Annotated in this window: 26 protein-coding genes; 6 read left to right on the top strand and 20 right to left on the bottom strand. The window is 72.3% G+C overall.

Annotated elements, in window-relative coordinates; genetic code table 11:
- Nucleotides 1-192 precede the first annotated feature (192 nt).
- The 3 genes from OG753_RS20280 to OG753_RS20290 all read left to right on the top strand — a co-directional run bounded on the left by OG753_RS20280 (nt 193) and on the right by OG753_RS20290 (nt 4,122).
- A complete protein-coding gene (locus OG753_RS20280) occupies nt 193-1,014 on the top strand; it encodes a class I SAM-dependent methyltransferase (RefSeq protein ID WP_327263169.1) in 822 nt (273 codons plus the stop codon).
- Nucleotides 1,015-1,287: 273 nt separating this feature from the next.
- Nucleotides 1,288-2,328, top strand: coding sequence for an NlpC/P60 family protein (locus OG753_RS20285; RefSeq protein WP_405789489.1), 1,041 nt, complete (start codon nt 1,288-1,290; stop codon nt 2,326-2,328).
- 429 nt (nt 2,329-2,757) lie between these two features.
- Nucleotides 2,758-4,122, top strand: coding sequence for a fused response regulator/phosphatase (locus OG753_RS20290; protein ID WP_327263171.1), 1,365 nt, complete (start codon nt 2,758-2,760; stop codon nt 4,120-4,122).
- 18 nt (nt 4,123-4,140) lie between these two features.
- Here OG753_RS20290 and OG753_RS20295 read toward each other — a convergent pair whose 3' ends face one another.
- The 6 genes from OG753_RS20295 to OG753_RS20320 form a co-directional block, all read right to left on the bottom strand.
- The gene (locus tag OG753_RS20295; protein ID WP_327263172.1) at nt 4,141-4,479 is read right to left on the bottom strand and encodes a DUF2516 family protein; all 339 of its coding nucleotides are present in this window, start codon (nt 4,477-4,479) and stop codon (nt 4,141-4,143) included.
- 141 nt (nt 4,480-4,620) lie between these two features.
- Entirely contained in the window at nt 4,621-5,175 is a 555-nt protein-coding gene (locus tag OG753_RS20300; protein ID WP_405789491.1) for a hypothetical protein, read from the bottom strand.
- 23 nt (nt 5,176-5,198) lie between these two features.
- Nucleotides 5,199-5,582, bottom strand: a complete 384-nt coding sequence (locus OG753_RS20305; RefSeq protein ID WP_301369610.1) for a helix-turn-helix domain-containing protein — start codon at nt 5,580-5,582, stop codon at nt 5,199-5,201.
- Between the two features lie 72 nt (nt 5,583-5,654).
- The gene (locus OG753_RS20310; RefSeq protein WP_405789493.1) at nt 5,655-6,416 is read right to left on the bottom strand and encodes a putative protein N(5)-glutamine methyltransferase; all 762 of its coding nucleotides are present in this window, start codon (nt 6,414-6,416) and stop codon (nt 5,655-5,657) included.
- A gap of 71 nt (nt 6,417-6,487) precedes the next feature.
- Nucleotides 6,488-7,732 (bottom strand): GNAT family N-acetyltransferase, encoded by a 1,245-nt coding sequence (locus OG753_RS20315; protein WP_405789495.1) that lies wholly within the window; start codon nt 7,730-7,732, stop codon nt 6,488-6,490.
- A gap of 45 nt (nt 7,733-7,777) precedes the next feature.
- Nucleotides 7,778-8,353 carry an AmfC protein gene (locus tag OG753_RS20320; protein ID WP_327263176.1) on the bottom strand — a complete coding sequence of 192 codons (576 nt, stop codon included), beginning with the start codon at nt 8,351-8,353 and terminating at the stop codon, nt 7,778-7,780.
- Nucleotides 8,354-8,489: 136 nt separating this feature from the next.
- On the opposite strand from OG753_RS20320, the gene dtd reads away from it, so the two are divergent.
- A complete protein-coding gene (dtd, locus tag OG753_RS20325; protein ID WP_327263177.1) occupies nt 8,490-8,915 on the top strand; it encodes a D-aminoacyl-tRNA deacylase in 426 nt (141 codons plus the stop codon).
- A gap of 26 nt (nt 8,916-8,941) precedes the next feature.
- Here dtd and OG753_RS20330 read toward each other — a convergent pair whose 3' ends face one another.
- The 13 genes from OG753_RS20330 to OG753_RS20390 all read right to left on the bottom strand — a co-directional run bounded on the left by OG753_RS20330 (nt 8,942) and on the right by OG753_RS20390 (nt 18,989).
- Nucleotides 8,942-9,910, bottom strand: a complete 969-nt coding sequence (locus tag OG753_RS20330; RefSeq protein ID WP_327263178.1) for a folate-binding protein — start codon at nt 9,908-9,910, stop codon at nt 8,942-8,944.
- Between the two features lie 21 nt (nt 9,911-9,931).
- Complete coding sequence (locus OG753_RS20335) at nt 9,932-10,387, bottom strand: Fur family transcriptional regulator (protein WP_327263179.1); 456 nt, start codon at nt 10,385-10,387, stop codon at nt 9,932-9,934.
- Nucleotides 10,388-10,475: 88 nt separating this feature from the next.
- A complete protein-coding gene (locus OG753_RS20340) occupies nt 10,476-11,048 on the bottom strand; it encodes an FABP family protein (RefSeq protein WP_030659031.1) in 573 nt (190 codons plus the stop codon).
- 312 nt (nt 11,049-11,360) lie between these two features.
- Complete coding sequence (locus tag OG753_RS20345; protein WP_405789499.1) at nt 11,361-12,287, bottom strand: hypothetical protein; 927 nt, start codon at nt 12,285-12,287, stop codon at nt 11,361-11,363.
- On the bottom strand, nt 12,284-13,384 hold the full coding sequence (locus tag OG753_RS20350; protein ID WP_405789500.1) for a hypothetical protein: 1,101 nt from the start codon (nt 13,382-13,384) through the stop codon (nt 12,284-12,286). Before OG753_RS20350 ends, OG753_RS20345 begins: the two co-directional genes overlap by 4 nt.
- Complete coding sequence (locus tag OG753_RS20355; RefSeq protein ID WP_327263182.1) at nt 13,381-14,226, bottom strand: hypothetical protein; 846 nt, start codon at nt 14,224-14,226, stop codon at nt 13,381-13,383. Before OG753_RS20355 ends, OG753_RS20350 begins: the two co-directional genes overlap by 4 nt.
- A 113-nt stretch (nt 14,227-14,339) precedes the next feature.
- A complete protein-coding gene (locus OG753_RS20360; protein ID WP_052875676.1) occupies nt 14,340-14,603 on the bottom strand; it encodes a DUF3099 domain-containing protein in 264 nt (87 codons plus the stop codon).
- 156 nt (nt 14,604-14,759) lie between these two features.
- Complete coding sequence (locus OG753_RS20365; protein WP_030011783.1) at nt 14,760-15,050, bottom strand: DUF1416 domain-containing protein; 291 nt, start codon at nt 15,048-15,050, stop codon at nt 14,760-14,762.
- Between the two features lie 60 nt (nt 15,051-15,110).
- On the bottom strand, nt 15,111-15,956 hold the full coding sequence (locus tag OG753_RS20370; protein ID WP_030387261.1) for a sulfurtransferase: 846 nt from the start codon (nt 15,954-15,956) through the stop codon (nt 15,111-15,113).
- 180 nt (nt 15,957-16,136) lie between these two features.
- On the bottom strand, nt 16,137-16,226 hold the full coding sequence (locus OG753_RS20375) for an Ms5788A family Cys-rich leader peptide (protein ID WP_350875872.1): 90 nt from the start codon (nt 16,224-16,226) through the stop codon (nt 16,137-16,139).
- 155 nt (nt 16,227-16,381) lie between these two features.
- On the bottom strand, nt 16,382-17,098 hold the full coding sequence (locus OG753_RS20380) for a DUF2993 domain-containing protein (RefSeq protein ID WP_327263183.1): 717 nt from the start codon (nt 17,096-17,098) through the stop codon (nt 16,382-16,384).
- Nucleotides 17,099-17,161: 63 nt separating this feature from the next.
- Nucleotides 17,162-18,724, bottom strand: a complete 1,563-nt coding sequence (locus OG753_RS20385; RefSeq protein WP_405789504.1) for a hypothetical protein — start codon at nt 18,722-18,724, stop codon at nt 17,162-17,164.
- Nucleotides 18,725-18,734: 10 nt separating this feature from the next.
- A complete protein-coding gene (locus tag OG753_RS20390; protein ID WP_030387258.1) occupies nt 18,735-18,989 on the bottom strand; it encodes a MoaD/ThiS family protein in 255 nt (84 codons plus the stop codon).
- Nucleotides 18,990-19,447: 458 nt separating this feature from the next.
- On the opposite strand from OG753_RS20390, the gene OG753_RS20395 reads away from it, so the two are divergent.
- Nucleotides 19,448-20,275, top strand: coding sequence for a response regulator transcription factor (locus OG753_RS20395; protein ID WP_327263185.1), 828 nt, complete (start codon nt 19,448-19,450; stop codon nt 20,273-20,275).
- A gap of 24 nt (nt 20,276-20,299) precedes the next feature.
- Nucleotides 20,300-21,322: a LacI family DNA-binding transcriptional regulator gene (locus tag OG753_RS20400; protein WP_327263186.1), complete on the top strand. Its 1,023-nt coding sequence runs from the start codon at nt 20,300-20,302 to the stop codon at nt 21,320-21,322.
- 18 nt (nt 21,323-21,340) lie between these two features.
- Here OG753_RS20400 and OG753_RS20405 read toward each other — a convergent pair whose 3' ends face one another.
- Nucleotides 21,341-22,384 carry a MerR family transcriptional regulator gene (locus OG753_RS20405; RefSeq protein ID WP_405789506.1) on the bottom strand — a complete coding sequence of 348 codons (1,044 nt, stop codon included), beginning with the start codon at nt 22,382-22,384 and terminating at the stop codon, nt 21,341-21,343.
- Nucleotides 22,385-22,403: the final 19 nt, after the last annotated feature.

The raw sequence follows: 22,403 nt of genomic DNA on the forward strand, positions 1-22,403 counted from the left end.
CATGCCGGACGGCATGACGGCGGGAGCGCGGAAGGCGCCCTGCAAGGAGTGCAACCCGGATGGCCGTGCCCCGCATTCCGGGGTGTCCGTTTTTCCTGGAGGTTTCCTCCTCTTCAGTGGTGCGTCAGGGGTGCGGCAGTGGTCCGTCGCACGGTTTTCATGGTGTGCGTACCCTCCGCTTACCCTCGGCTCATGGCCTCCCGCAGTACCCCGCCCCCCAGCCGCGCGCCCGGCCGCCCCGTGGGCTCGGTGACCCGCGGAACGACCAATCCGAACCGATTGCGCCGAATGGACCGCTGGATCGCGGCCACCCACGGGGCCGCGCTGCGGCGCGCGGAGGCACCGGTCGCCGTCGATCTCGGCTACGGGGCCGCGCCCTGGACCGCGGTCGAGCTGCTGGCGCGGCTGCGGGACGCGGCTCCGCGGGTACGGGTGGTCGGCATCGAGATCGAGCCGGCGCGGGTGGCGGGGGCGAAGCCGTACGAGCGGGAGGGGCTGAGCTTTCGGCACGGCGGCTTCGAGGTGCCACTGGACGGCGGGGCCCGCCCGGCGCTGATCCGCGCGGCGAACGTTCTGCGCCAGTACGACGAGGAGCAGGTCACGGAGGTCTGGGCGCGGCTGTGCGCACGGCTGGCCCCGGACGGGCTGCTGGTGGAGGGGACCTGCGACGAGATCGGGCGGCGGCACGTGTGGGTGGCACTGGGTCCGGAGGGGGCGCGCACGGTGACCTTCGCGACCCGGCTGGGGTCCCTGGAGCGTCCGTCCGACCTGGCGGAGCGGCTGCCGAAGGCGCTGATCCACCGGAACGTGCCGGGCGAGCCGGTGCACGCGTTCCTGCGCGACTTCGACCGGGCGTGGGCCGCGGCGGCTCCGTACGCCTCGTACGGGGCGCGGCAGCGCTGGATCCGGACGGCACGGGCCCTGGCCGGCGACTGGCCGCTGGTGGACGGGCCGCGGCGGTGGCGGCAGGGGGAACTGACGCTGCCCTGGGAGGCGTTGCGCCCGGTGGGGTGAAGTGGCGTGAATGCGGTGTTCCGGGGAACCGGTGACGGGGGTGGGCCGTTGAGCTGTGCGGGGCTGGGGGCGGGCGTCCGTTGGGGCGGACAAGATCGGAACGCCGTCCACAAGGGTGTTGGATTTCATCGACTCGTGGCACCATCCCGATGGCAGTGAGAAGTTACTGATGAATAGTCAGATCTGATACGGGATCTGGCTCGGGTGCCTGGGGGGACCATGGGAGCCGTAAGGCGACGGCGAGGCGCAAGCTCACTCGTGCTGCTCTGCACGATGGCGATACTGACGGCGCCGGGCCTCGCGACGGGCCTGGCCCACGCGGCACCGGTGGCACCGGCCGCGCCCGCCGCTCCGGCGGCTCCGCTGCCCGAGCCGGGCGCGAAGTCCCTGGAGCAGGTCCGCAAGGAGATCGAGGAGCTGTACCGGCAGGCGGGCACCGCCACGGACGCCTACAACCTCGCCGAGGCCGAGACCAAGGCCCAGTCGGACAAGATCGTCGAGATTGCCAATCTCATCGTCGCCGGCAAGGAGAAGATCTCCACCCTGAAGAACCGGGCCGGCGCCGCCGCTCGCGCCCAGTACCGCTCGGGCGGCTTGCCGCCGGGCGCGCGGCTGGCCCTGAGCGACGACCCGAACGAGTTCCTCGACGGGGCCGGCCGGCTGCGGCAGGGCGAGAAGGCCACCTCGGGCCTGATCTCCGAACTGGACCGCACCCAGCAGGACTTGGTGGACTACGCCCAGGAGGCGAACGAGCGCTGGGCCACCCTGGAGGCCAACCGGGTCAAGCAGGAGGGCGCCAAGAAGCAGATCGAGGAGAAGATCAAGGCTGCGGAGGGGCTGGAGAGCAAGCTGGAGGCCGAGGAGAAGGCCAAGCTGATCCAGCTGGAGCACGAAGCCCAGTACAGGGCGCAGACGGCGTGGCTGTCGACGGGCGCGATGAAGGACGTCAAGGGCTCGGCGACCGACGCGGGCAAGCGGGCCGTGCAGTTCGCCACCGCCCAGATCGGCAAGCCGTACCGCTGGGGCGCGACGGGTCCGGGCTCGTTCGACTGCTCCGGCCTGACCTCCCAGGCCTGGCTGGCGGCCGGCCGGGGCATCCCGCGCACCTCGCAGGAGCAGCTGCGGCTGCTGCCGAAGGTCGCGCTGAAGGACATGCGCCCGGGCGATCTGATCATCTACTTCGACGACGCGACCCACGTCGGCATGTACGTCGGCGACGGCGCGATGGTCCACGCCCCGCGGCCCGGCCGGGACGTGACGATGGCGGGCGCGGGCTCGATGCCGATCAAGGCAGTGGTCCGCCCCGACGCGTAAGCCCCTGCGGGGTTGCCCGGCACACGGGGGCGGGATGCCGGGCCGGTGCGTGCGCGGGCGCGCAGGCGGGCACGCATGCGCAGGCGTGCCCGGGCGCGCCACGGCCCGGCATCCCGCCCCCGTCCCGCCTGCGCCCCCGGCCTTGCCTCCGCCTTCGCCCCCGGTCCGGCCTGCGCCCCGCCGCCGGGGCGCAGCGATCCGCGACCGGTCCGAAGCGGAGGGAACCCGCAGCGGCCGGGACACGTCTCGCTGGACGGGACGAAACGCCGCCCCGCCGTGACCTTTGTCATCCAGTGAGGCCGTTTTTCCCCCGCGATAACCGCATATGACGGAGGCCTTCGCCAAGAACGGCATTCCGTTTGCCGGGCAGGGACCGCTAGGGTCTGCCGGACGAGCGCACCCTCGGGGGGAGGGAAGGAACCGGAGACGATGCCCGTACCCGTACCGCGGCAGAGGGACACCCCGGCCACGGAGAGCGGTCAGGCCGTTCTGCACACCGCCGCCCCGGCCCCGGCCGCCACGGGCGTCGCGCAGGCGACCCCTCACGCCACCGCGCTGACCCTCCTCGTCATCGAGGACGATCCGGCCGGCGGTCTCACCGTCCCCGAGATCCTCGACGCCGACGGCCACCGCATCCGGCTCCGCACCGCCCGCAACCTCACCGAGGCCGAGCGGCTGCTCACGCCCGACGTGAACTGCATCCTGCTGGACCTGTCCCTCCCGGACACCAGCGCCCGTACGCCGGGAGCCGCGGCCAACGGCACGGTCAACGGCACCGCCGGCGGCACGGGCAACGGCACGGCCACCGCCACCGCCGTGGACCGGCTGGTCGCCCTCCGCCAGGTCCTGCGCATCGCCCCGCGCCACGCCGTCCTCGTGCTCACCGACGAGGACGACGCCGAGCGCGCGGCCGAGGCCGTCCGCGTCGGCGCCCAGGACTTCCTCTTCCGGGACGAGCTGGACGGCCGGCTGCTGAGCCGCGCCATCCGCTACGCCGTGGAGAGAAAACGGGCGGACATCGCCCAGTACAAGCTTGCAGAATCGAAACTGCGCGCCCAGGAGAACGCCCGGCTGGAACGCGGTCTGCTCCCGACCCCGCTGCTGGAGGGCTCCGACCTCCGCTTCGCGGCCCGCTACCGCCCCGGCCGCAGCCGGGCCCTGCTCGGCGGTGACTTCTACGACACCGTCCGCACCCCCGACGGCACCGTCCACGCCATGATCGGCGACGTCTGCGGCCACGGCCCCGACGAGGCCGCCCTCGGCGTCGAGCTCCGCATCGCCTGGCGCGCCCTGACCCTGGCCGGCCTCTGCGGCGACGACCTGCTGGCCACCCTCCAGGAGGTCCTGGAGGTGGAGCGGCCGTGCGAGGAGATCTTCGCGACGCTGTGCACGGTCGACATCGCCCCGGACGGACGCCGCGCCGGCCTGTGCCTGGCCGGCCATCCGGCACCCCTGATCTCCCGGCCGGGCCGCCGTGCGCAGCTGCTCCCGTACGAGAACAGCGGCCCGGCCCTCGGGCTGCTGCCGAGGGCCCGCTGGCCGCGCCGCCAGGTGGAGCTCGGCGGCAGCTGGAGCCTGATGCTCTACACCGACGGCCTGATCGAGGGCCACATCGGCGAGGGCAAGGAACGCCTGGGCCAGGACGGGATGGTCGACATGATCAACCGCCACCTGGACCGCGGTCTGAGCGGTGAGGCCCTGCTGGAGGCCTCCGTCACCGAGGCGCGCCGGCTCAACGGCGGCGAGCTCACCGACGACGTGGCCGTGGTCCTGCTCTCCCGCGCCGAGGGCTGAGCCCGGCCGGGGCTCCGGTCACCGGCCGCCGTTGTAGGGCCCGTACGGCCCGTCACTGCTGCTGCCGCCGCGCCGGCCGCCCCCGCCCGAGACCTGCTTGAGGGCAGGGCGCACGTCGACGAAGAACACGATGGTCGCGACGAGGCCGGCGATCTGCAGGAACAGCATTCCCAGGAAGAAGTCCACGGCCACGGTGACGCCGAGGATGACCAGCCAGAAGGTCTTGCTCTGCTTGCCGGCCGCCCGGTACGCGTCCTCCCGCGCCACCAGCGCGAACACGAAGGCCACAACGGCGAGCACCAGCATGGCGAGCCCGAGGAACGGGATCACCCCTCGATCGAACCCTTCCATCAACATCGCTTCGACCGCCTTCTCAGCTTCCGCTTCGCACTTTCGGTGCCACCCGACTCCACGCTACCGGCACGGGCCCTTTCATGAACCACAACGGGCCGGGCACCTGAAGGGTGCCCGGCCCGCCGTCGCTCATGCGGTTGCGCTTCAGCTCGCGTCGTCCGCCGTGACCGCGACCTTCTTGGCCGTGCTCTTGCGCGCGGGGGACTTCTTCGCGACGGGCTTCTCGTCGGCGGCGGCCTCGGCCACCGGCTCCGACGCCGGCTCCGCCCCGGCCTGCGTCCCCGTCTCGGGCTCGACGGCCACGGCGATGTCGACGATCTCCGCGGAGACCTCGCCGCGCCAGCTGCGCACGGCCTGCTCGCCGTGCACGGCGACCTTGTCGTACGTCTCCTTGGCGCGCACCGCGTACTCGGCGGCCACGCCGACACCGCGCAGGGCCAGGTCCTGGGCGGTCTCCCCGAGCTTCTTCGGGTCGATCGCGCCGAGCACCTCGGCGACCTTGGCGGTGACCGCGTCCTGAACGGCCTTCGGGTCCGTGTTCTTCACGGCCTCGATGCGCGCGGGGGCCTCGGCACGCAGCTGCTCGATCAGGTCGGGCACCTTCTTGGCCTGCTGCACGGCCAGGTCGGCGGTGCCTGCGGCGAAGTAGAGGGGAGTGGGGTCGGTGAGGGTCTTCTTCAGGTCATCGGCGATGGCCATGTGCTGGTCCTCCCGGATCAACTTCAGTTCGTCTTCGACGGCATCTCGTCGGCGGGCGCATCGAGCGCGTTCTCCTTGCGGAACGACTCGTAGATCTGGAGCAGCACCTGCTTCTGCCGCTCGTTGATGGACGGGTCGGCGAGTATGACGGCCCGCGTCTCCACCTCGTCCGGGTCCCGTTCGTCCAGGATCCCGGCCTGCACGTACAGCGTCTCCGCGGAGATCCGCAGCGCCTTGGCCAGCTGCTGCAGGATGTCCGCGCTCGGCTTGCGCAGCCCGCGCTCGATCTGGCTCAGGTACGGATTCGACACCCCCGCCTGCTCGGCCAGCTGGCGCAGCGAGAGCTGGGCCTGCCGACGCTGCTCACGGAGGTACTCGCCGAGATTTCCGACGTTGAGCGATGCCATGCTGAGATCCTGCCCGACTCTGCTAACTATTGCAAGCGTGCTGCTTGCAACATCTCCCACCGGCGGGCCGGGTCAGGCCCGGCCGATCACCACCGTCGCGTACAGCTCCTGCGACGTGACCGCCCGGACCGTCAGACCCGCCGAGGCCAGGGCCGAGGCCGTCGACGGGGACTGGCGGGCGCTCGTCTCGATCAGCAGGTGACCCCCCGGAGCCAGCCAGGGCAGGGCGCCCGCCGCCACCCGGCGGTGGACGTCCAGACCGTCGGCCCCGCCGTCCAGCGAGACCAGCGGCTCGTGCTCCCGCGCCTCCGACGGCATCAGGCCGATCTCCTCCGTCGGCACGTACGGGGCGTTGACCACCAGCACGTCCACCCGGCCGCGCAGCGACGACGGGAGCGCGGCGTACAGGTCGCCCTCCCACACCCGGCCGCCGTACGCGGCCACGTTGCGCCGCGCGTACACCAGCGCCGCCGGGTCGATGTCCGCCGCGTGCAGCTCCACGCCGCCCGTCAGCTGCGCGGCCACCGCCGCGCCCAGGGCCCCGACCCCGCAGCACAGGTCCAGCACCACCGGGCCGGGCGGGGCCAGCGCCACCGCCTCCTGCACCAGGAACTCGGTGCGCCGGCGCGGTACGAAGGCCCCCGCGCCGACCTCCATGCGCAGCCCGCAGAACTCCGCCCAGCCGACGACGTGTTCCAGCGGTTCGCCGCCCACCCGGCGGGCCAGCAGCTCCGCCAGGTGGTCCGCGCCGGTGGCGGCCCCGGTCAGGAGCTCGGCCTCCTCCTCCGCGAACACGCAGCCCGCCGCGCGCAGGGATTCCACAAGTGATGTCACAGAGTTCGGTCCTCGGTACTCGGTACTCGGTCTTCGGCCTGAGCCGATGGGTGCGCAGTCGTCCGGGACGGTCAGAAGACGTCCGGGCACCACGGGCGGCGCGCGGTACGGAACACCGCGTCGGCCAGCGCCACCGCGCCCGGCCGCTCCTCGCCCACCCGGCCCAGCGCCGCCAGCCGCGCCGCCGAGGTGTCCCCCAGGTACAGGGAGCCCAGCGCGCCCGCGTCCAGCCGCAGGTCCGCCGCCTCCTCCGTCCGCCCGCAGGTGCCGGCACCCGCGTCCAGCCGGTAGCGGCCCGCCGCCGGCCCCGCCTCGTCCGTGACCTCCAGGACGAGCGCCCCGGGCACCTCGTAGGTCCGCGCGCCCAGCGCCCGTACGACGTCCAGCACCCGCACCCACAGGAAGTCCGCAGCGGAGACGACCCGCGCCGACCGCGGGTCGGGCAGCAGCTGCGGGACGAGGTCGTCGGGGGCCCGGTAGCCGGTGCGGACCTTCTGCACCCAGTCGATGGAACACAGGAACTGCCACAGCGCCCGCTCCGCCTGCGGGGTGACCGCCAGCAGGTCCACGACCTGCACGGTGTTCTGCGGCACCTTCGCGTCCGCCCAGTGGTCGTCGGCGGTGTAGACGGCGAGACCGGTCACTTCCCCCTCCGCCGTCCGGTACACGGCGTGGAACTTTCCCTTGTAGGGGCGGTAGGACCACTCCTCCAGACCGGTCGCCAGGCTCCACCAGCGCTCGTCCCGGTTCACGACCCCGGGTGTGACCGCCCGCAGCCGCTCGTGCAGCCCGGGCCCCACCCGACGCACGTCCTCGACGTCCACCAGCTCGATCCGCCCGCCGTCCACGGGCGCCGACAGCCTCCGGTCCAGCCCGGTGCGCGGTACGTCGATCTCCCACTCCACGAGCGAGGTGGCGGGCCCGAAACCGTACCGCCCGTAGATCGGGTACTCGGCGGCGATCAGCGTCGCCAGGGCATCGCCGCGCGCCGCGGCCGCGGCGAACTCGGCGGCCATCATCCGCGTCAGCAGACCCTGGCGGCGATGGGTGGGCAGCACGCCCACACTGGAGATCGCGGTGGCGGGGACGGCCGCCCCGCCCGGCACGGTCAGCTCCTGCGGGAACGAACGCAGCGCGGCCACGCACCGGCCGCTGTCGGGGTCGAACGCTCCCTGCATGCGGGAGAAGTCGCTGTACTTGGCCCTCTGGGCGATGTCGGAGTCGGTGACCCGGGCCACGGTGAGGAAGCCGGTGTGCACCGCGCGCACCCAATCGGGGAGTTCGGATTCGGCGATCGGCCGGACGTCAGCACTCATAGCCGCCCACGCTAATCTCCCGACCGCCGCCGGTCGCCCGAATTTCTACGCCAGCAGGTCGTCCACCTGCGCCTCGCCCTCGCGGTACCGCCGGGTGATCTCCGCGCTGCAGTCGTCCACCGTGCGCTGGAGCTGCTGGCGGCGGCGCGAGACCTGCTGCTCGTAGCGCACCAGCCGCGCCATCCCGTCGTGCAGTTCGCCGTCCGTACGGGCGCCCAGGTCCGAGAGCTCCACGTCGGACAGCATCTCGGCCGCCAGCAGCCGGTACTCCTCGCTGTGCGGGGTACCGAGCGTGACGTGCCGGGCCGAGGCGCTGCGGCTGGAGGGGGCGTCGGCGAGGATCACCGAGAGCCGGTCCACCACCGGCGTCTCGGGGTCCGTCCGCCGGGCCAGCTCCGCGCGCAGGATGTCGATGCGGCCCTGGAGCAGTCTGCGCACATAGCTCAGATCGGCCTCGTCGCGCTGCGCGTCGCGGCGCAGCGCGCGCAGTTCCGGCAGCCCGAGGGCAGTGGTCGGGGCCTGCGGCCCCTGCGTCTCGGCCGTGCGCTGCGCGGGCGGTCGGACCGCGGCAGCTGCGACGGAGGCGGGTGATGCAGGTACGGAGGTACCAGAAGTGTTCATGCGTTCGGGTCCGTCCCCTCGACCGGTGCGGCGTACCCGCACCGCCTGCGTGCATCGTGCCACTCTCCGTGGTCCCCGTGCAGTCCCACTCCACCCGATCGGCCCCGGACGGGTGCAAGCCTGATACACAGGTGGTATGCGAGCAGTGGTGCAGAGGGTCGACGGCGCGAGCGTCGTCGTGGACGGCGAGACCGTGGGCGAGATCGTCGGCGAGGGGCTGTGCGTGCTGGTGGGGGTGACCCACGACGACACCCCGGAGAAGGCGGCGGTGCTGGCGCGCAAGCTGTGGTCCGTACGGATCCTGGAGGGCGAGAAGTCCTGCAGCGACAACGGCGCCCCGCTGCTGGTCATCTCCCAGTTCACGCTCTACGGCGACGCCCGCAAGGGCCGCCGGCCCACCTGGAACGCGGCCGCTCCCGGCCCGGTGGCCGAACCGCTGGTCGACGAGATCGTGGCGCAGCTGCGCGCGCTCGGCGCGACGGTTGAGACGGGCCGGTTCGGCGCGGACATGAGGGTCTCGCTGACCAATCACGGCCCGTTCACCATCGTCATCGACGTCTAGGACGTCCCGGCTCCGGAGCTAACGGGCTACGGGGCTACGACGATCTCCTGCGCGGCGGCCGTCTTCCCGGCCAGCAGCGGCGCGTCGACCGGCACGTTGCGCTTGACCAGGGCGAGCGCGATCGGGCCCAGCTCGTGGTGGCGGACGGCGGTGGTCACGAAGCCCAGCTGGCGGCCCTCCTCCCCGTCCGCGGCGAGCCGCAGCGGGGTGCCGTGCGCCGGGAGCAGCACCTCCGAGCCGTCCAGGTGCAGGAAGACCAGACGGCGCGGGGGCTTCCCCAGGTTGTGGACGCGGGCCACCGTCTCCTGGCCGCGGTAGCAGCCCTTCTGCAGGTGCACGGCGGTGCCGATCCAGCCCAGCTCGTGCGGAATGGTGCGGTGGTCGGTCTCCAGGCCGAGCCGCGGCCGGTGCGCCTCGACGCGCAGGGCCTCGTACGCGAGGAGTCCGGCGGCGGGGCCGTGCCCGGCCGCGAAGGCCTCCAGTTCGGCGCGGGGCAGGAAGACGTCACGGCCGTGCGCGGTCTCCCGTACGACGTGCTCCTTGGCGACCTCGGCGATGGAGCCGGCCGGCAGGTGCACGACCGCGAACTCCTCGGTGCGGTCCGTGACTTCGACGCGGTAGAAGAACTTCATGGACTCCAGGTAGGCGATCAGGTCGCCCTGGGTGCCCGGCTCCACGTGCGCCCACGTGGTCTCGCCGTCGTCCACGAGGTACAGCGCGTGCTCGATGTGGCCGTTCGCGGAGAGGATCAGCGCCTCGGTGGCCTGCCCGGCGGGCAGCTCGGTGAGGTGCTGGGTGAGCAGCAGGTGCAGCCAGCTCAGGCGCTCCGGCCCGGTGACGGTGACGACTCCGCGGTGCGAGAGGTCGACGAAGCCGCGCCCTTCCGCGAGGGCGCGCTGTTCGCCGTACAGCTCGCCGTAGTGGGCGGCGACGCCCTCGTCACGGCCTTCGGCCGGTACGGCGCCGGGGAGATGGAGCAAGGGGCTGCTGGTCATGGGACCAAGCGTACGACCCTGCTAGGGGGTGTCGGCACGCTGCTTGGCGGCGCACTTGCGGCACAGACCGAAGATCGCGAAGTGCTTCATGTCGGTCTCGAAGCCGAAGGCGGTGCGGAGCTTCGCCGTGAACTCGGCGGCGACGTCCACGTCCGCCTCGATGACCTCGGAGCAGTCCCGGCAGACCAGGTGGATGTGGTGGTGCCGGTCGGCGAGGTGGTAGGTGGGCGCCCCGTGCCCGAGGTGGGCGTGCGAGACCAGCTTCAGCTCCTCCAGGAGCTCCAGCGTGCGGTAGACGGTGGAGATGTTGACCCCGGAGGCGGTCTTGCGCACCTCGACGAGGATCTCGTCCGGGGTGGCGTGCTCCAGGGCGTCGACCGCTTCGAGCACGAGCTGGCGCTGCGGTGTCAGCCGGTATCCGCGCTGCCGCAGGTCGCTCTTCCAGTCAGAGCTTTCGGTGTCCACGCTGCTCCCCACCCGGCCAGTGTATGCGCGCGAAGGGGACCGCGGGCTGTCCCGCGGTCCCCTTTCGCACAGCCTTGCGTACGTGCGTACGGCCTGTGGATCAGCGGAAGAAGGCGATGCCGTCGTCCGGCATGTCCGGGAGGTTGCGCGCCATCTCGGCGACCTCCTCGGGCGTGACGACCTTCTTGAGCTGGGCCGACATGTACGGGCGCAGCTCGACGTCGGGCGTGGCCTTCTCGCCGACCCACATGAGGTCGCTCTTCACGTAGCCGTAGAGCCGCTTGCCGCCGCTGTACGGGCCGGAGGCAGCGGTGCGGGCGACGGCGTCGGTGACCAGGTCGATCTGGGGCTTCTGGTCGGCGAGCTCGCCGTACCAGACCTCGACGACGCCCTGGTCGCGGACCATGACGATCTCGACCTTGCGGTCCTTGTCGATGCGCCAGTAACCCGACTCCGACTCCAGCGGGCGCACCTTGTTGCCCTCGGCGTCGAGGACCCAGGTGTGGGAGGTGTACTCCAGGAAGTCCCGGCCGTCGTGGCTGAAGACGACCTCCTGGCCGAAGTTGCACTTCTCCTCACCGGGGAAGTCGAAGACTCCCGCACCCTCCCAGTTGCCGAGGAGGAAGGCGAGCGGGACGAGGCCCGGGTTCAGGTCGGACGGGATCTGGATCATGAATGGCTGCTCAGGCGATCTGTGGGAGGGGTTCCGGGGCGGTCAGTCGGCTGGGCCGAGGCTCAGCGCTGACCCTGGTACAGCTTCTTGACGGCCAGGCCGGTGAAGGCCATGACGCCGACGCAGACCAGGACCAGCAGGGAGGTGAAGACTGCCTCAAGCACGGGGTGCTCCTCGGAATCGTTTCGGGGCTGTACGGGGCCGGTCCCCAAGCCTACTGGCCCGGGGACCGGCACACGCGGTGAGGTGGGCCGCACCCGTGCGCCCGCCGGTGCCCGGCCGGGGCCGGGCACCGTGGCACGGCCCCGGCGGTCAGCTCAGGAGCTGGCCCTGCAGCAGCACGGTCTGGTGGAAGGGGACGGGGGCCACCTCGCCCTTGCGGGTCTGGACGACCATGCCCAGGATGTCACCCGCCTGGAGGCAGCCGATCTTGGTCTGCTCGTCGCCGAGGACGGGCGGGACCTCCTGGTACACGGTGACCTCGCGCTCGCCGATCACGCCCGACCCCGGGAATCCCATCGGGAGGCTGCTGGCCTGCGTGTTCTTGGCCTTGTTCCAGACGTCGTCCAGGTCCAGGGCCGAGACGCCGTCCAGCGGCGCGTTGAACGTGCAGCCCTTGAAGGCGTCCACGAAGCCCGACGCGTGGAAGCGCAGCAGGTACACGTGGGTACGCGTGCCGTCCGCCATGGTCCAGCCGCGCCCGGTGATCTGGCGCAGCCCGTCCCATTCGAGCTGCTGCTTCAGCTTCTCGCGGGCCTCGGGGGTGTACTCCTCCAGGAAGGCGTCGACCGACACCGCCCCGCCCTTGTCCGCCTTGAACGCGTCGTCGGTCTTCGCGCCCTCGGGCGCGGGCAGGAGCAGGCCGGAGAGCACCGCGTAGTGCGTCTCGTCCTTGTTGTCCGGGCCCTGGGGCACGGGGGCGCCCGCGGGCAGCGCGGGCCTGGAGAGCGCCGGGAACGTCCAGCGGCCGTCGCTCTCGGTGGACAGGCCGGGGATGTCGGTGCGCTCGGTCCGGGTGATCCCGTACGCGACGCCCGCGCCGACGACGGCGAAGACGGCGACGGCGGCGGTCCAGCGCAGTGCGGCGAACAGCCGGCGGCGGTCCTTGGGCAGGGCTTCCGGGGCCGCCCCGGGGCCGGGCGCCGGCGCGTCCTCGACCGCGGCCGCGGCCTCCGGACCCGCGGCCGCGGCCGCGGCCGCGGCCGCGGGGGTCGCGTCGATGGTGTTCTGCTCGCTCACGCGGACTCTCCGGGGGACTTGAGGTGGTTCAGCTGTTCCTTGAACAGGGCCGCTGCGTCATTGGGCAGGAAGTCCCCGGACCCGTACACCCGGAAGCTCACCATCACGTCGCCCTGGACGGCCAGGCAGTCGAGGGCGTCGATCTTCTCGTCCTTCTCCCGGATGAGGGGGGTCAGCATGCACTTGGCGTCCGGGAAGCCGTCCACCTTGGGCGCCTTCCCGTCGGCGTCGACGAGCGAGAGGATCTTCTTGCTGAACTCGCCGAACTGGGCGAGCTGCTGGGGATCCGCCTGCATGAGCTGGATCTCGACCACCGACGCGCCGGCGCCGTGGCGCCTGGCGTAGCTGCGTCCGGCCACCCCCTTGAGCTTCAGACCGGAGAGGGCCTTGTCGCGCTCCGCGCGCTCGTCGCCGGAGAGACCCGTGTGGTCCTCCTTGGCGATCTGCAGGGCCCGCTCGCCCGAGATGAAGTAGTTGTTGCCCTCGGCGTCGACGTCGGGGCCGAGCCAGTAGTCCTTGGGGAGCGGCAGCAGCTTGCTCTGGAGCTCGTTGGCCGGTACGGACGGCGCCTCGCCCGCCTCGGCGACGGGTGCGTCCTCGGCCAGCCAGTAGCGGGTGGGCGCGGTCCGGTCGGCATCGCCGAGTGCGGCCGCGGCCCCCAGGCCGGCGCCCACGAGGACGACGGCGCCCACGGCGGCGGCCACCAGCCGGACGGTCCGACGGTTCGCCCTGCGCGCGGGCGCGGGCTCCTGGACGGCCTCAGGGGCGACGACCGGGGCCACGGCGGCCTCGGGCACGACGGGCTCGGGCGCAATCGGCTCCGCCGCCACGGCCTCGGGCACAACGGCCGGGGCCACAGCGGGCTCGGGCACGGCCTGCTCAGCCGCCACGGGCTCGGGAGCGACGGCTTCCGGCGCCGCACCCTCGGGCACGACGGCTTCCGGCGCCACGGCTTCCGGCGCCACGGCTTCGGGCGCCACGGCTTCGGGCGCCACGGCTTCGGGCGCCGCCGCCTCCGGCACGGCCGGCTCTGCGGGCACGGCCGGCTCCGGCGTGCCGGCCTTCACGGCGTCGGTCACGTTCTGCCGCTCGCTCACAGCCGCTCCATCTGTCGCTTGGCCAGCTCGGCGACGGCGTTCGCGTCGACCTTGCCGCGGTTGTTCGTGAACTTGAGGTGCATGACGATGTCGCCGCGGCGGACGATCGCGGTGCCGTGGCGGAGCGGGTGGTAGCCGGGCTTCTCGTCGGCTTCGGAGTCGATCCACAGCTGGCCGAAGTCATCGGGAACGCCCGGAACCTCCCGGCCGTTGTTGCCCGCGAACTTCTTCGTCGGCATGTAGCTGTTCACACCCGCCTGGAATTCTTCGGCCCCCCTGCGGTTCCGGAACTGGAGCAGGGTGATCTCGACGAAGTCCCGGTCGTCCACGGACCAGTGCACGGAGGCGATCCGCCGGACGCCGTCGGCGATGATGCCGCCGACCCCACCGGACGGTTTCGCGAAGTGGTCGATGGAGAACTCGTCCGGGGACTGCGGGCCCGAGAAGACGTTCTGGGCTCCGCCGGGGACCTCCACCAGCTTCTTGACGAGGTCCTCGTCCGCCTTGTGCCAGCGGTTGGCGTTGATCGAGCGCAGGGTCGTCGTGTCGTTGACCGCCAGCGGCTTCGGGCCCTTCACGTCCTGCTGCGCCAGCGGCGCCAGGGGGGTGGGCTCGCGGTGGTACTGGACCGCGTAGCCGGTGACCGTACCGGCGAGCACGCCGAGCACGGCCGCGCCCGCGATCAGGATCGTCGTACGGCCCCGCCCCCGGCGGGGACGCGGGGCCGGAGCGTCGGCCGGCGCATCCGGGGAGTCGGCGGATTCCGGAGCATCCGGAACGTGCGGATCTGCCCCGGCCTCCCCCGTGTTCCGCTGCTCAGGGATGGTCTGTTCGTGTTCCAAAAGGGTCCCCCACAAGCCTGGTGGCGCGGGTTGCTTACCCGCGCGTACCCCATGACCCGTACCGGAGGAGGGCAGTTGTACGAATGTGGATCACATTCTCGTCTCGCGGCGTTTCAGTCCTCGTGGCGCCGCTTCCCGTCCAGCTCGTCCCACCACTCGTCGGACTTCGGATCGCCCGAGGGGTCGTCCCACCAGCGGTCGTCCGGGCCGCGCCGGTTGGCGATCATCGCGGCGACCGGCGGAATGACCATCGCGACCACGCACATGGCCACCGCGGCCTCGACCGACCACAGGCGCACGACGGCCCAGGCGGAGACGAAGAGGACCAGGCATCCGCCCATCAGCAGGAAGTAGGCGCGTCGGCGCCGGGCGTACATGCCTCCAGCGTAGGTCCGCCGCCCCCGGGCGCAAGACGTCCGGACGGGCGCGGACCCGTCCGGACGGCACGAAGGGCCGCACCCCGTTCCAGTGGCGTCCAACCCCCGGGGGTGCGGCCCTTCGGCCGTTCTTTCAGGCGATCACCTGTGCGGTGCTCAGACCGCGATCGCCACGTCCGTCACGCCGCCGGCCTCGGCGACCACCACGGCACGGTCCGCCTGGGCACCCGGGACGAGCGCGCGCAGCGTCCAGGAGCCGGTGGCGGCGTAGAAGCGGAACTGGCCGGTCGCCGAGGTCGGGACCTCGGCCGTGAACTCACCGGTCGAGTCCAGCAGGCGGACGTAGCCGGACACCGGCTCGCCGTCCTTGGTGATCTGACCCTGGATGGCGGTCTCACCGGGCTTCAGCGTCGCGAGGTCGGGCCCGCCGATCTGTGCTCCACACATGTTCTCTGTCCTGTCCTAGAGAGGTCGTACTACGAGGGCGTCGCGTGCCCGGTCGTCTGGTTACTTGTTGGGGCCGAGCTCGATCGGCACGCCCACGAGCGAGCCGTACTCGGTCCACGAACCGTCGTAGTTCTTGACGTTCTCCTGGCCCAGGAGCTCGTGCAGCACGAACCACGTGAGCGCGGAGCGCTCACCGATGCGGCAGTAGGCGATGGTGTCCTTCGCCAGATCGACCTGCTCCGCCTCGTAGAGGGCGGTCAGCTCGTCGTCCGACTTGAAGGTGCCGTCGTCGTTGGCGTTCTTCGACCACGGGATGTTGCGGGCGCTCGGCACGTGGCCGGGGCGCTGCGACTGCTCCTGCGGGAGGTGGGCCGGGGCGAGCAGCTTGCCGGAGAACTCGTCGGGCGAACGGACGTCGACCAGGTTCAGGGAGCCGATCGCGGCCACGACGTCGTCGCGGAAGGCGCGGATGGAGGTGTCCTGGGCCTTGGCCTTGTACTCGGTGGCCGGGCGGTTCGGGACGTCCTTGCCGTCGACCAGGTCGCGGGAGTCGAGCTCCCACTTCTTGCGGCCGCCGTCGAGGAGCTTCACGTCCTGGTGACCGTAGAGCTTGAAGTACCAGTAGGCGTAGGACGCGAACCAGTTGTTGTTGCCGCCGTAGAGGACGACGGTGTCGTCGTTGGAGATGCCCTTGGCGGAGAGGAGCTTCTCGAAGCCCTCCTGGTCCACGAAGTCGCGGCGGACCGGGTCCTGGAGGTCGCTCTTCCAGTCGATCCGGACGGCGTTGGTGATGTGGTTCTTGTCGTACGCGGACGTGTCCTCGTCCACCTCGACGATGACGACATTGGCGTCGTTCAGGTGGGCCTCGACCCAGTCGGCGTCTACGAGGACGTCGCTGCGGCTCATGGTGTTCTCCTCCGGGGCAGTGTGCGGCGGGGCTGTGCGGGTGACGCGGTGCTGCGTGCCTGCGGGTGCGCTCGAGGTCCTGCGCGGGGAGGCGTCAGGGGATCAGGAGGCTTCTGGTGCGGTCACGCGGGAAGGGCCGTGGGGCCGTCGTCCGGTCGATGGAGCGGATGCGCTCACAGGTCACATGGATCGACAGAGCATGGCGGCGACGCGACACAGGTCTACTGCCCGTCGCTTCGTGAGGTCCGCCTGCTGATGCTTCATAGCCATGGATCGTAGGGACGAATCGGCCGCCCTGTCACCGGCGTGTCATATACCGAGACAGGATCGTCCGAATATTGGGATCCGAGTGCCCCGGGCGGCCGCCGCGCCGCCCCCGGGACCCGTTGTGCGGCCCGTCCTTCTGCGGATCGGACCGCACCGTCTCACGATCCGGCCACCACCACGTTCGAGCCGCCCAGCGTGAGGTGCACACCGGCCTCGTCCGAGGTCAGGGACGACAGCTGGAGTCCGGCCGGCATGCCGCTGCCGAGATCGCGGTCGAAGTCGGTCTTCTTGCGGATCGTCTTCTCGACCAGCGGAACGCTCCCGCCGGGCACCTCGTCGGCGCGCACCCGGACGATCTTCCCGCCCTTTCCGCCCGGCGCGTCCTGGAGGGTGATGGTCGCCACCACGCTGTGCGTCAGGGTCTTGCCGAGGAGGTCCACGGACGCGGTGACCTTCACCTTGCCCGGCGCCCCGCCGTAGGCGAGGGTCGCGCCGCTCTGCGAGGCCGCCGTCAGGTCCGCGTACGTGATGAGCGCGCTGCCCTCGGCCCGCTGGGCGGTGCCGCCGCTGTAGTCACCGTCCAGCGTCACGCTGCGGAAGCTCGCGTCCAGCTCGGAGAGCCGGGTCTTGCGGCCCTCGGCGGCGATCTCGACGCCCCGCAGCTTCAGGTCGACCCGGTCCAGCTCGCGGCCGGCCAGCTGGGTGAGGAAGGGGAATCCGTGGATCTCCACCTCCGAGGAGCCGGCCAGGCCCTGCCGCGCCTGTATTCGCTCGGCCAGCTGGTTCTCGGCATAGCCGGACGCCCAGCGGTCCACGCCCACGAACAGGGCTCCCAGCACCACTCCGATGATCACAACGACGCGCAGGAAACGCACGTTCCCTCCCCCTACTAATCGGTACGTGCGCTCTAGTTGACCATGCCCCTCGTCGGGGAGGGATCAGCCCACCACCCTGCCGATCAGGTACACGGCGGGGGCGGCCGCCGCGAGCGGCAGCGCGACACCGGCCGTCATGTGCACGAACTTCGACGGGTAGTCGTACGCCGCCACGCGCAGCCCGACCAGCGCGCACACGCCGGCGACGAGACCGATGAGGGCCCCGCCCACGCCGACCGAGGTCATACCGCCGACCGCGATGCCGGCGCCGGCGGCCGCGGCCAGCGAGACGCCGACCGACGGGGCGGTGGGCAGCGGCAGCGCACGCGTGAAGACGGCGACCGCGACGGCCGCGGCGCCGACCGTGGCGGCGGCGGAATCGGCCGCCAGGTAGCCGGCGCAGATGATGGCGAGCGCGGCCGAGGCCACGGAGGCCATCAGGCCGTACATCCGCTCGTCGGGATCGGCGTGGCTGCGCAGCTGGAGGACGAGCGTGAGCAGCACCCAGGCGCCGAGGGTGCCCACGATCGCGCCGGGTCCGTACGGGGAGTCCACGGCGAGCACGGCCACGTCGGCGACGACGGCTCCGGCGAAGGCGAGGGCGATGCCCTGGCGGGCCGGCCACATGCCGTTGAGGCGGAACCAGCCGGCCGCGGTGAGGCCCTGGAGGGCGATCAGCGGCAGGAGCAGGGCGTACTGCCCGAGGGCGGCGGCCACGGCGAGCAGCAGTCCGAGGACGGCGGTGATTATGGCGGGCTGCGGTCCGGGATCGATGATCGGCGAGCGGCCCTCGGCACGGGCCTGGGCCGGGTCGACGGCGCGCACGGTGTTGCCGGCGAGGGTCGGCTGGGACCAGGAGGCGATCTCCTGCGGCTCGCCGGGGACCTCGGCTGGGTCCGCGCCCGGGGCGGAGGCCGCGGCTTGGGGCGGGAGGTACGCGGTCTGCTCGGCGGCGGACACGTCCGTCACCGGCGGCAGGTACGCGGTCTGCTCGACCGGCGGCTGCTGGTGCTGCTGGTGCTGCGGCGGCTGCTGCTCGTGCTCGGGGCCCGGGTACGGCGGCAGATAGGCCGTCTCGGCGCCCTGCGGCCAGTCCTGGACCGGAGCCGCGGCGGGAGTCAGGGCCTGTCCCTGGGCCTGGGCCTCGTCCCGGAACCAGCCCTCCGGAGCCACCGGCTGCTGGAGCTGCGGCGGCTGCTGCTCGTGCTCGGGGCCCGGGTACGGCGGCAGATAGGCCGTCTCGGCACCCTGCGGCCAGTCCTGGACCGGAGCCGCAGCGGGAGTCAGGGCCTGTCCCTGGGCCTGTCCCTGGGCCTGGCCCTCGTCCCGGAACCAGCCCTCCGGAGCCACCGGCTGGTACGGGTCCGGTGCGGGTGCCTGCGCCTGAGCCTGCGCCTGGGCGTAGCCGTCCGGCCAGGGGCCCGGGGCCGCCGGGGCCTCCTCCCGGTACCAGCTCTCGGGCGCGACCGGCTGCCCGGGCACCGCACCCAGCGGCGGGTGCACCGGCTGGTAGCTGGTGTCCCAGGTGTCGGACTGCCAGGTCTGGGTCCCGTACGGATCCTGCTGCTGTTGCTGTTGCTGCTGCTGCGCGTACTGCTGTCGCTGCTGCTCTTCAGGCGTGCTCATCGGCTCCCGCTCACCCGCCCGCGAACGGCGGAAGCACCTCTACGGTGCCGCCCTCGGTCAGCGGGACGGAATCGTGCGGGCGCTTGCCCACAGGCTCGTCATTCACGAGGAAGGAGCAGCGCAGCAGGACCCGGGTCAGCTCCCCGGGGTGGCGTTCCCGCACGGCGTCGAGCGCCTCGGCCAGTGTGCCCGCCGAGTACGGCTCCTCCGCCGTCTTGGCCGCGGCCTTGGCCGCCGCCCAGTAGCGGATGGTTCCGGTTGCCACTGCAGCTCCTATCGTCGGCTCTCTACCGTCGGCCTCCATGATGGCCCCTCCCACCCCTGACCCCGGCGTGCCCCGACGCGCCGGGTGTGCGCCCGGGGACCGGCGGTACCTCTCGGCGGGCCGCCGATCCGGTGAAACCCGCCCCCAACCAGGGCGGCAGCGTGGGATGAACCACAGAAGCGGAAGAGGAAGAAGCCTCTGCCACGAAAGCGCGGGTGGGCTATTCTGCTTGGCGAGAGGATCCGGGCAATGTTGCCCCCGGGTCCTTTTGTGCTTTCAGAACGTTGAACGAACCGAGAACAGTGGTATCCATGCGGACCCCAGGGCGCGGGGACCGCCGGACACCGGGCAAGCCGTACGAAGCAGTACCGCGCACGTCCTCGACGGGACCGAGGAGGAACCGACGTGATGGACCAGCGAACCGTGCACCACCGTCCGACCCGGGCAGGTGGTCGGTCGTGAGCTCACTCCTGCTGCTCACCAACGCCCTGCAGCCGTCCACCGAGGTGCTCCCCGCACTCGGCCTGCTGCTGCACAACGTCCGGGTGGCCCCGGCCGAGGGCCCCGCCCTGGTGGACACCCCGGGAGCCGATGTCATCCTCGTGGACGGCCGCCGCGACCTGCCGCAGGTGCGGTCGCTGTGCCAGCTGCTCCGCTCCACCGGACCCGGCTGTCCGTTGATCCTCGTCGTCACCGAGGGCGGCCTCGCGGCCGTCACCGCCGACTGGGGCATCGACGACGTCCTGCTGGACACCGCCGGCCCGGCCGAGGTCGAGGCGCGGCTGCGGCTGGCCACCGGCCGCCAGCAGCTGGGCTCGGACGATTCCCCGATGGAGATCCGCAACGGCGACCTGTCGGTGGACGAGGCGACCTACTCCGCCAAGCTCAAGGGGCGGGTGCTCGACCTCACCTTCAAGGAGTTCGAGCTGCTCAAGTACCTCGCCCAGCACCCGGGCCGGGTCTTCACGCGCGCCCAGCTGCTGCAGGAGGTCTGGGGCTACGACTACTTCGGCGGCACCCGGACCGTCGACGTGCACGTACGGCGGCTGCGCGCGAAACTCGGCCCCGAGCACGAGTCCCTGATCGGCACGGTCCGCAACGTCGGCTACCGCTTCGTCACGCCGGAGAAGGTCGAGCGGGCGGCGGCGGAGGCCGCGGCGCAGGCGGCGGCCAAGACGGCCGCGCAGGCCGCGGCGCGGACGACCGCGCAGCAGGACCCGGCCGTCACCCGATCGGCCGAAGATCCTGTGAGCATCCACTCGGCAGGACGCCCTGCCCAGAGGTAGGTCACCCCGCGTAGACTGCCGCGCGTGGCCAAGGTGACGCGGGATGACGTGGCACGACTTGCGGGTACGTCTACCGCCGTCGTGAGCTACGTCATCAACAACGGACCCCGGCCGGTCGCCCCGGCCACGCGCGAGCGTGTCCTCGCCGCGATCAAGGACCTGGGCTACCGCCCGGACCGGGTCGCCCAGGCGATGGCGTCGCGGCGCACGGACCTCATAGGCATGATCGTCCCCGACGCGCGTCAGCCGTTCTTCGCGGAGATGGCGCACGCGGTCGAGCAGGCCGCCGCCGAGCGCGGGAAGATGGTGCTCGTCGGCAATTCCGACTACCGCACCGAGCGCGAGGTCCACTACCTGCGGGCCTTCCTCGGCATGCGGGTCTCCGGCCTGATCCTGGTCAGCCAGGGCATGAGCGAGCAGGCCGCCAGCGAGATCGAGGCCTGGGACGCCCGGGTCGTGCTGCTGCACGAGCGCCCGGAGGCGATCGACGACGTCGCCGTCGTCACGGACGACATCGGCGGCGCCCAGCTCGCCACCCGCCACCTGCTGGAGCACGGGCACGAGTACGTGGCCTGCATCGGCGGCGTCGAGAACACCCCGTCGGTCGGCGACCCGGTCGCCGACCACGTCGAGGGCTGGCGGCGGGCCATGCAGGAGTCCGGCCGCTCGGTGGAGGGCCGGCTCATCGAGGCCCCCTACAACCGCTACGACGCGTACACGGTCGCCCTGGAGGTCCTGGCCCGGCCCGACCGCCCGACCGCCATCTTCTGCGCCACGGACGACCAGGCCATCGGCGTGCTGCGTGCCGCGCGCGAGCTGCGCATCGACGTGCCGGGGGAACTGGCCGTCGCGGGCTTCGACGACGTCAAGGAAGCCGCCCTCACGGACCCGCCGCTGACCACGATCGCCTCGGACCGCCCGGCGATGGCCCGCGCGGCCGTGGACCTGGTGCTGGACGACGGCCTGCGCGTGGCCGGCTCACGTCGGGAACGGCTGAAGCAGTTCCCCTCCGCCCTGGTGATCCGCCGCTCCTGCGGCTGCCGCTGATCCCGCGCGGTCACGCGGTCACGCGTCGAGGGTGCACGGCATCAGCAGGGAGAAGGCGTCCTCGGTGCCCCGGCGCAGGAGCACCAGCGGGGCCTTGGGGCCGACGTACTCCAGCAGCATGTCCTCCCCGGCGGCGAGCGCGTCGAGGAGGAGGGCGGGGTTGACCCCCACCCGGTCGCCGTCGAGGTCCGCGTCGGCGGCGCAGGCGTCGTCGGCGACGGTCACCGTGTCCGTCAGGACCAGGACGCACCTTTCGCCGCCCTGAGCGGCAAGGGCCCGTCGCAGGGCCGGTACGTCCAGGGCGATGCGGCGCCCCTCGGGCAGCTGCATCAGGCGGCGGTAGTCGGGGAACTCCTCGCCGAGGCCCCGCCCGGCCACCCGGCGGCCCTCGGTCTCCAGCTCGACCCCGTCCCCGTCCACGGTCAGGACGGCCGTGGAGCCGTCGCCCAGCAGGGCCCGCATCGCGTCCACGAGCGGGGCGGGCACGGTCAGCTGCACCCGCTCGCCGCCGTGGCCGGTGGTGGACGCGCGGGCCACGGCCATCCGGTAGCGGTCGGTGGCCACGAGGTGCAGGCCCGTCCCCTCCGCGTCGAAGAGGATCCCGCCGAGCACCGGCAGTTCGGGGTCGCCGCCGACGGCGAAGCGTACGGCGTCCAGTGCGGCCGCGAACTCCGCGGCGGGCAGGGTCAGCCGGGCGGTGCGGGTGGTGGTGGTCATGGTGTTCTCCTTGGGTCCCAGTAGCGCGCGTACCGTGGCGAGCGCTCCGCGCGCATCGGCGAGTTCGCGTTCGAGCCGCCGCAGGTGGGCGTCCAGCAGGCGGGGCACCAGGCCGGTGTCGCCGCCGGACCAGCCCGCCAGCACGAGCCGGATGTCCGCGAGCGGCATCCCCGCCTGCCGGAGCCGGGCCAGCAGCCGGGCCTCGTCGAGCTGCTCGGGCGCGTACCAGCGGTATCCCGTCGCCGGGTCCACCCGGGCGGGCACCAGGACGCCCGCGCGGTCGTAGAACCGCAGGGCGCTCACGCCCAGTCCGCTGTCGCGGCCCGTCTCACCAATGCTGTGCATCTCGCTCTCCACACCCGTG

This window comes from Streptomyces sp. NBC_00029 (assembly GCF_045160505.1).
In the GTDB taxonomy this organism is placed as follows: domain Bacteria; phylum Actinomycetota; class Actinomycetes; order Streptomycetales; family Streptomycetaceae; genus Streptomyces.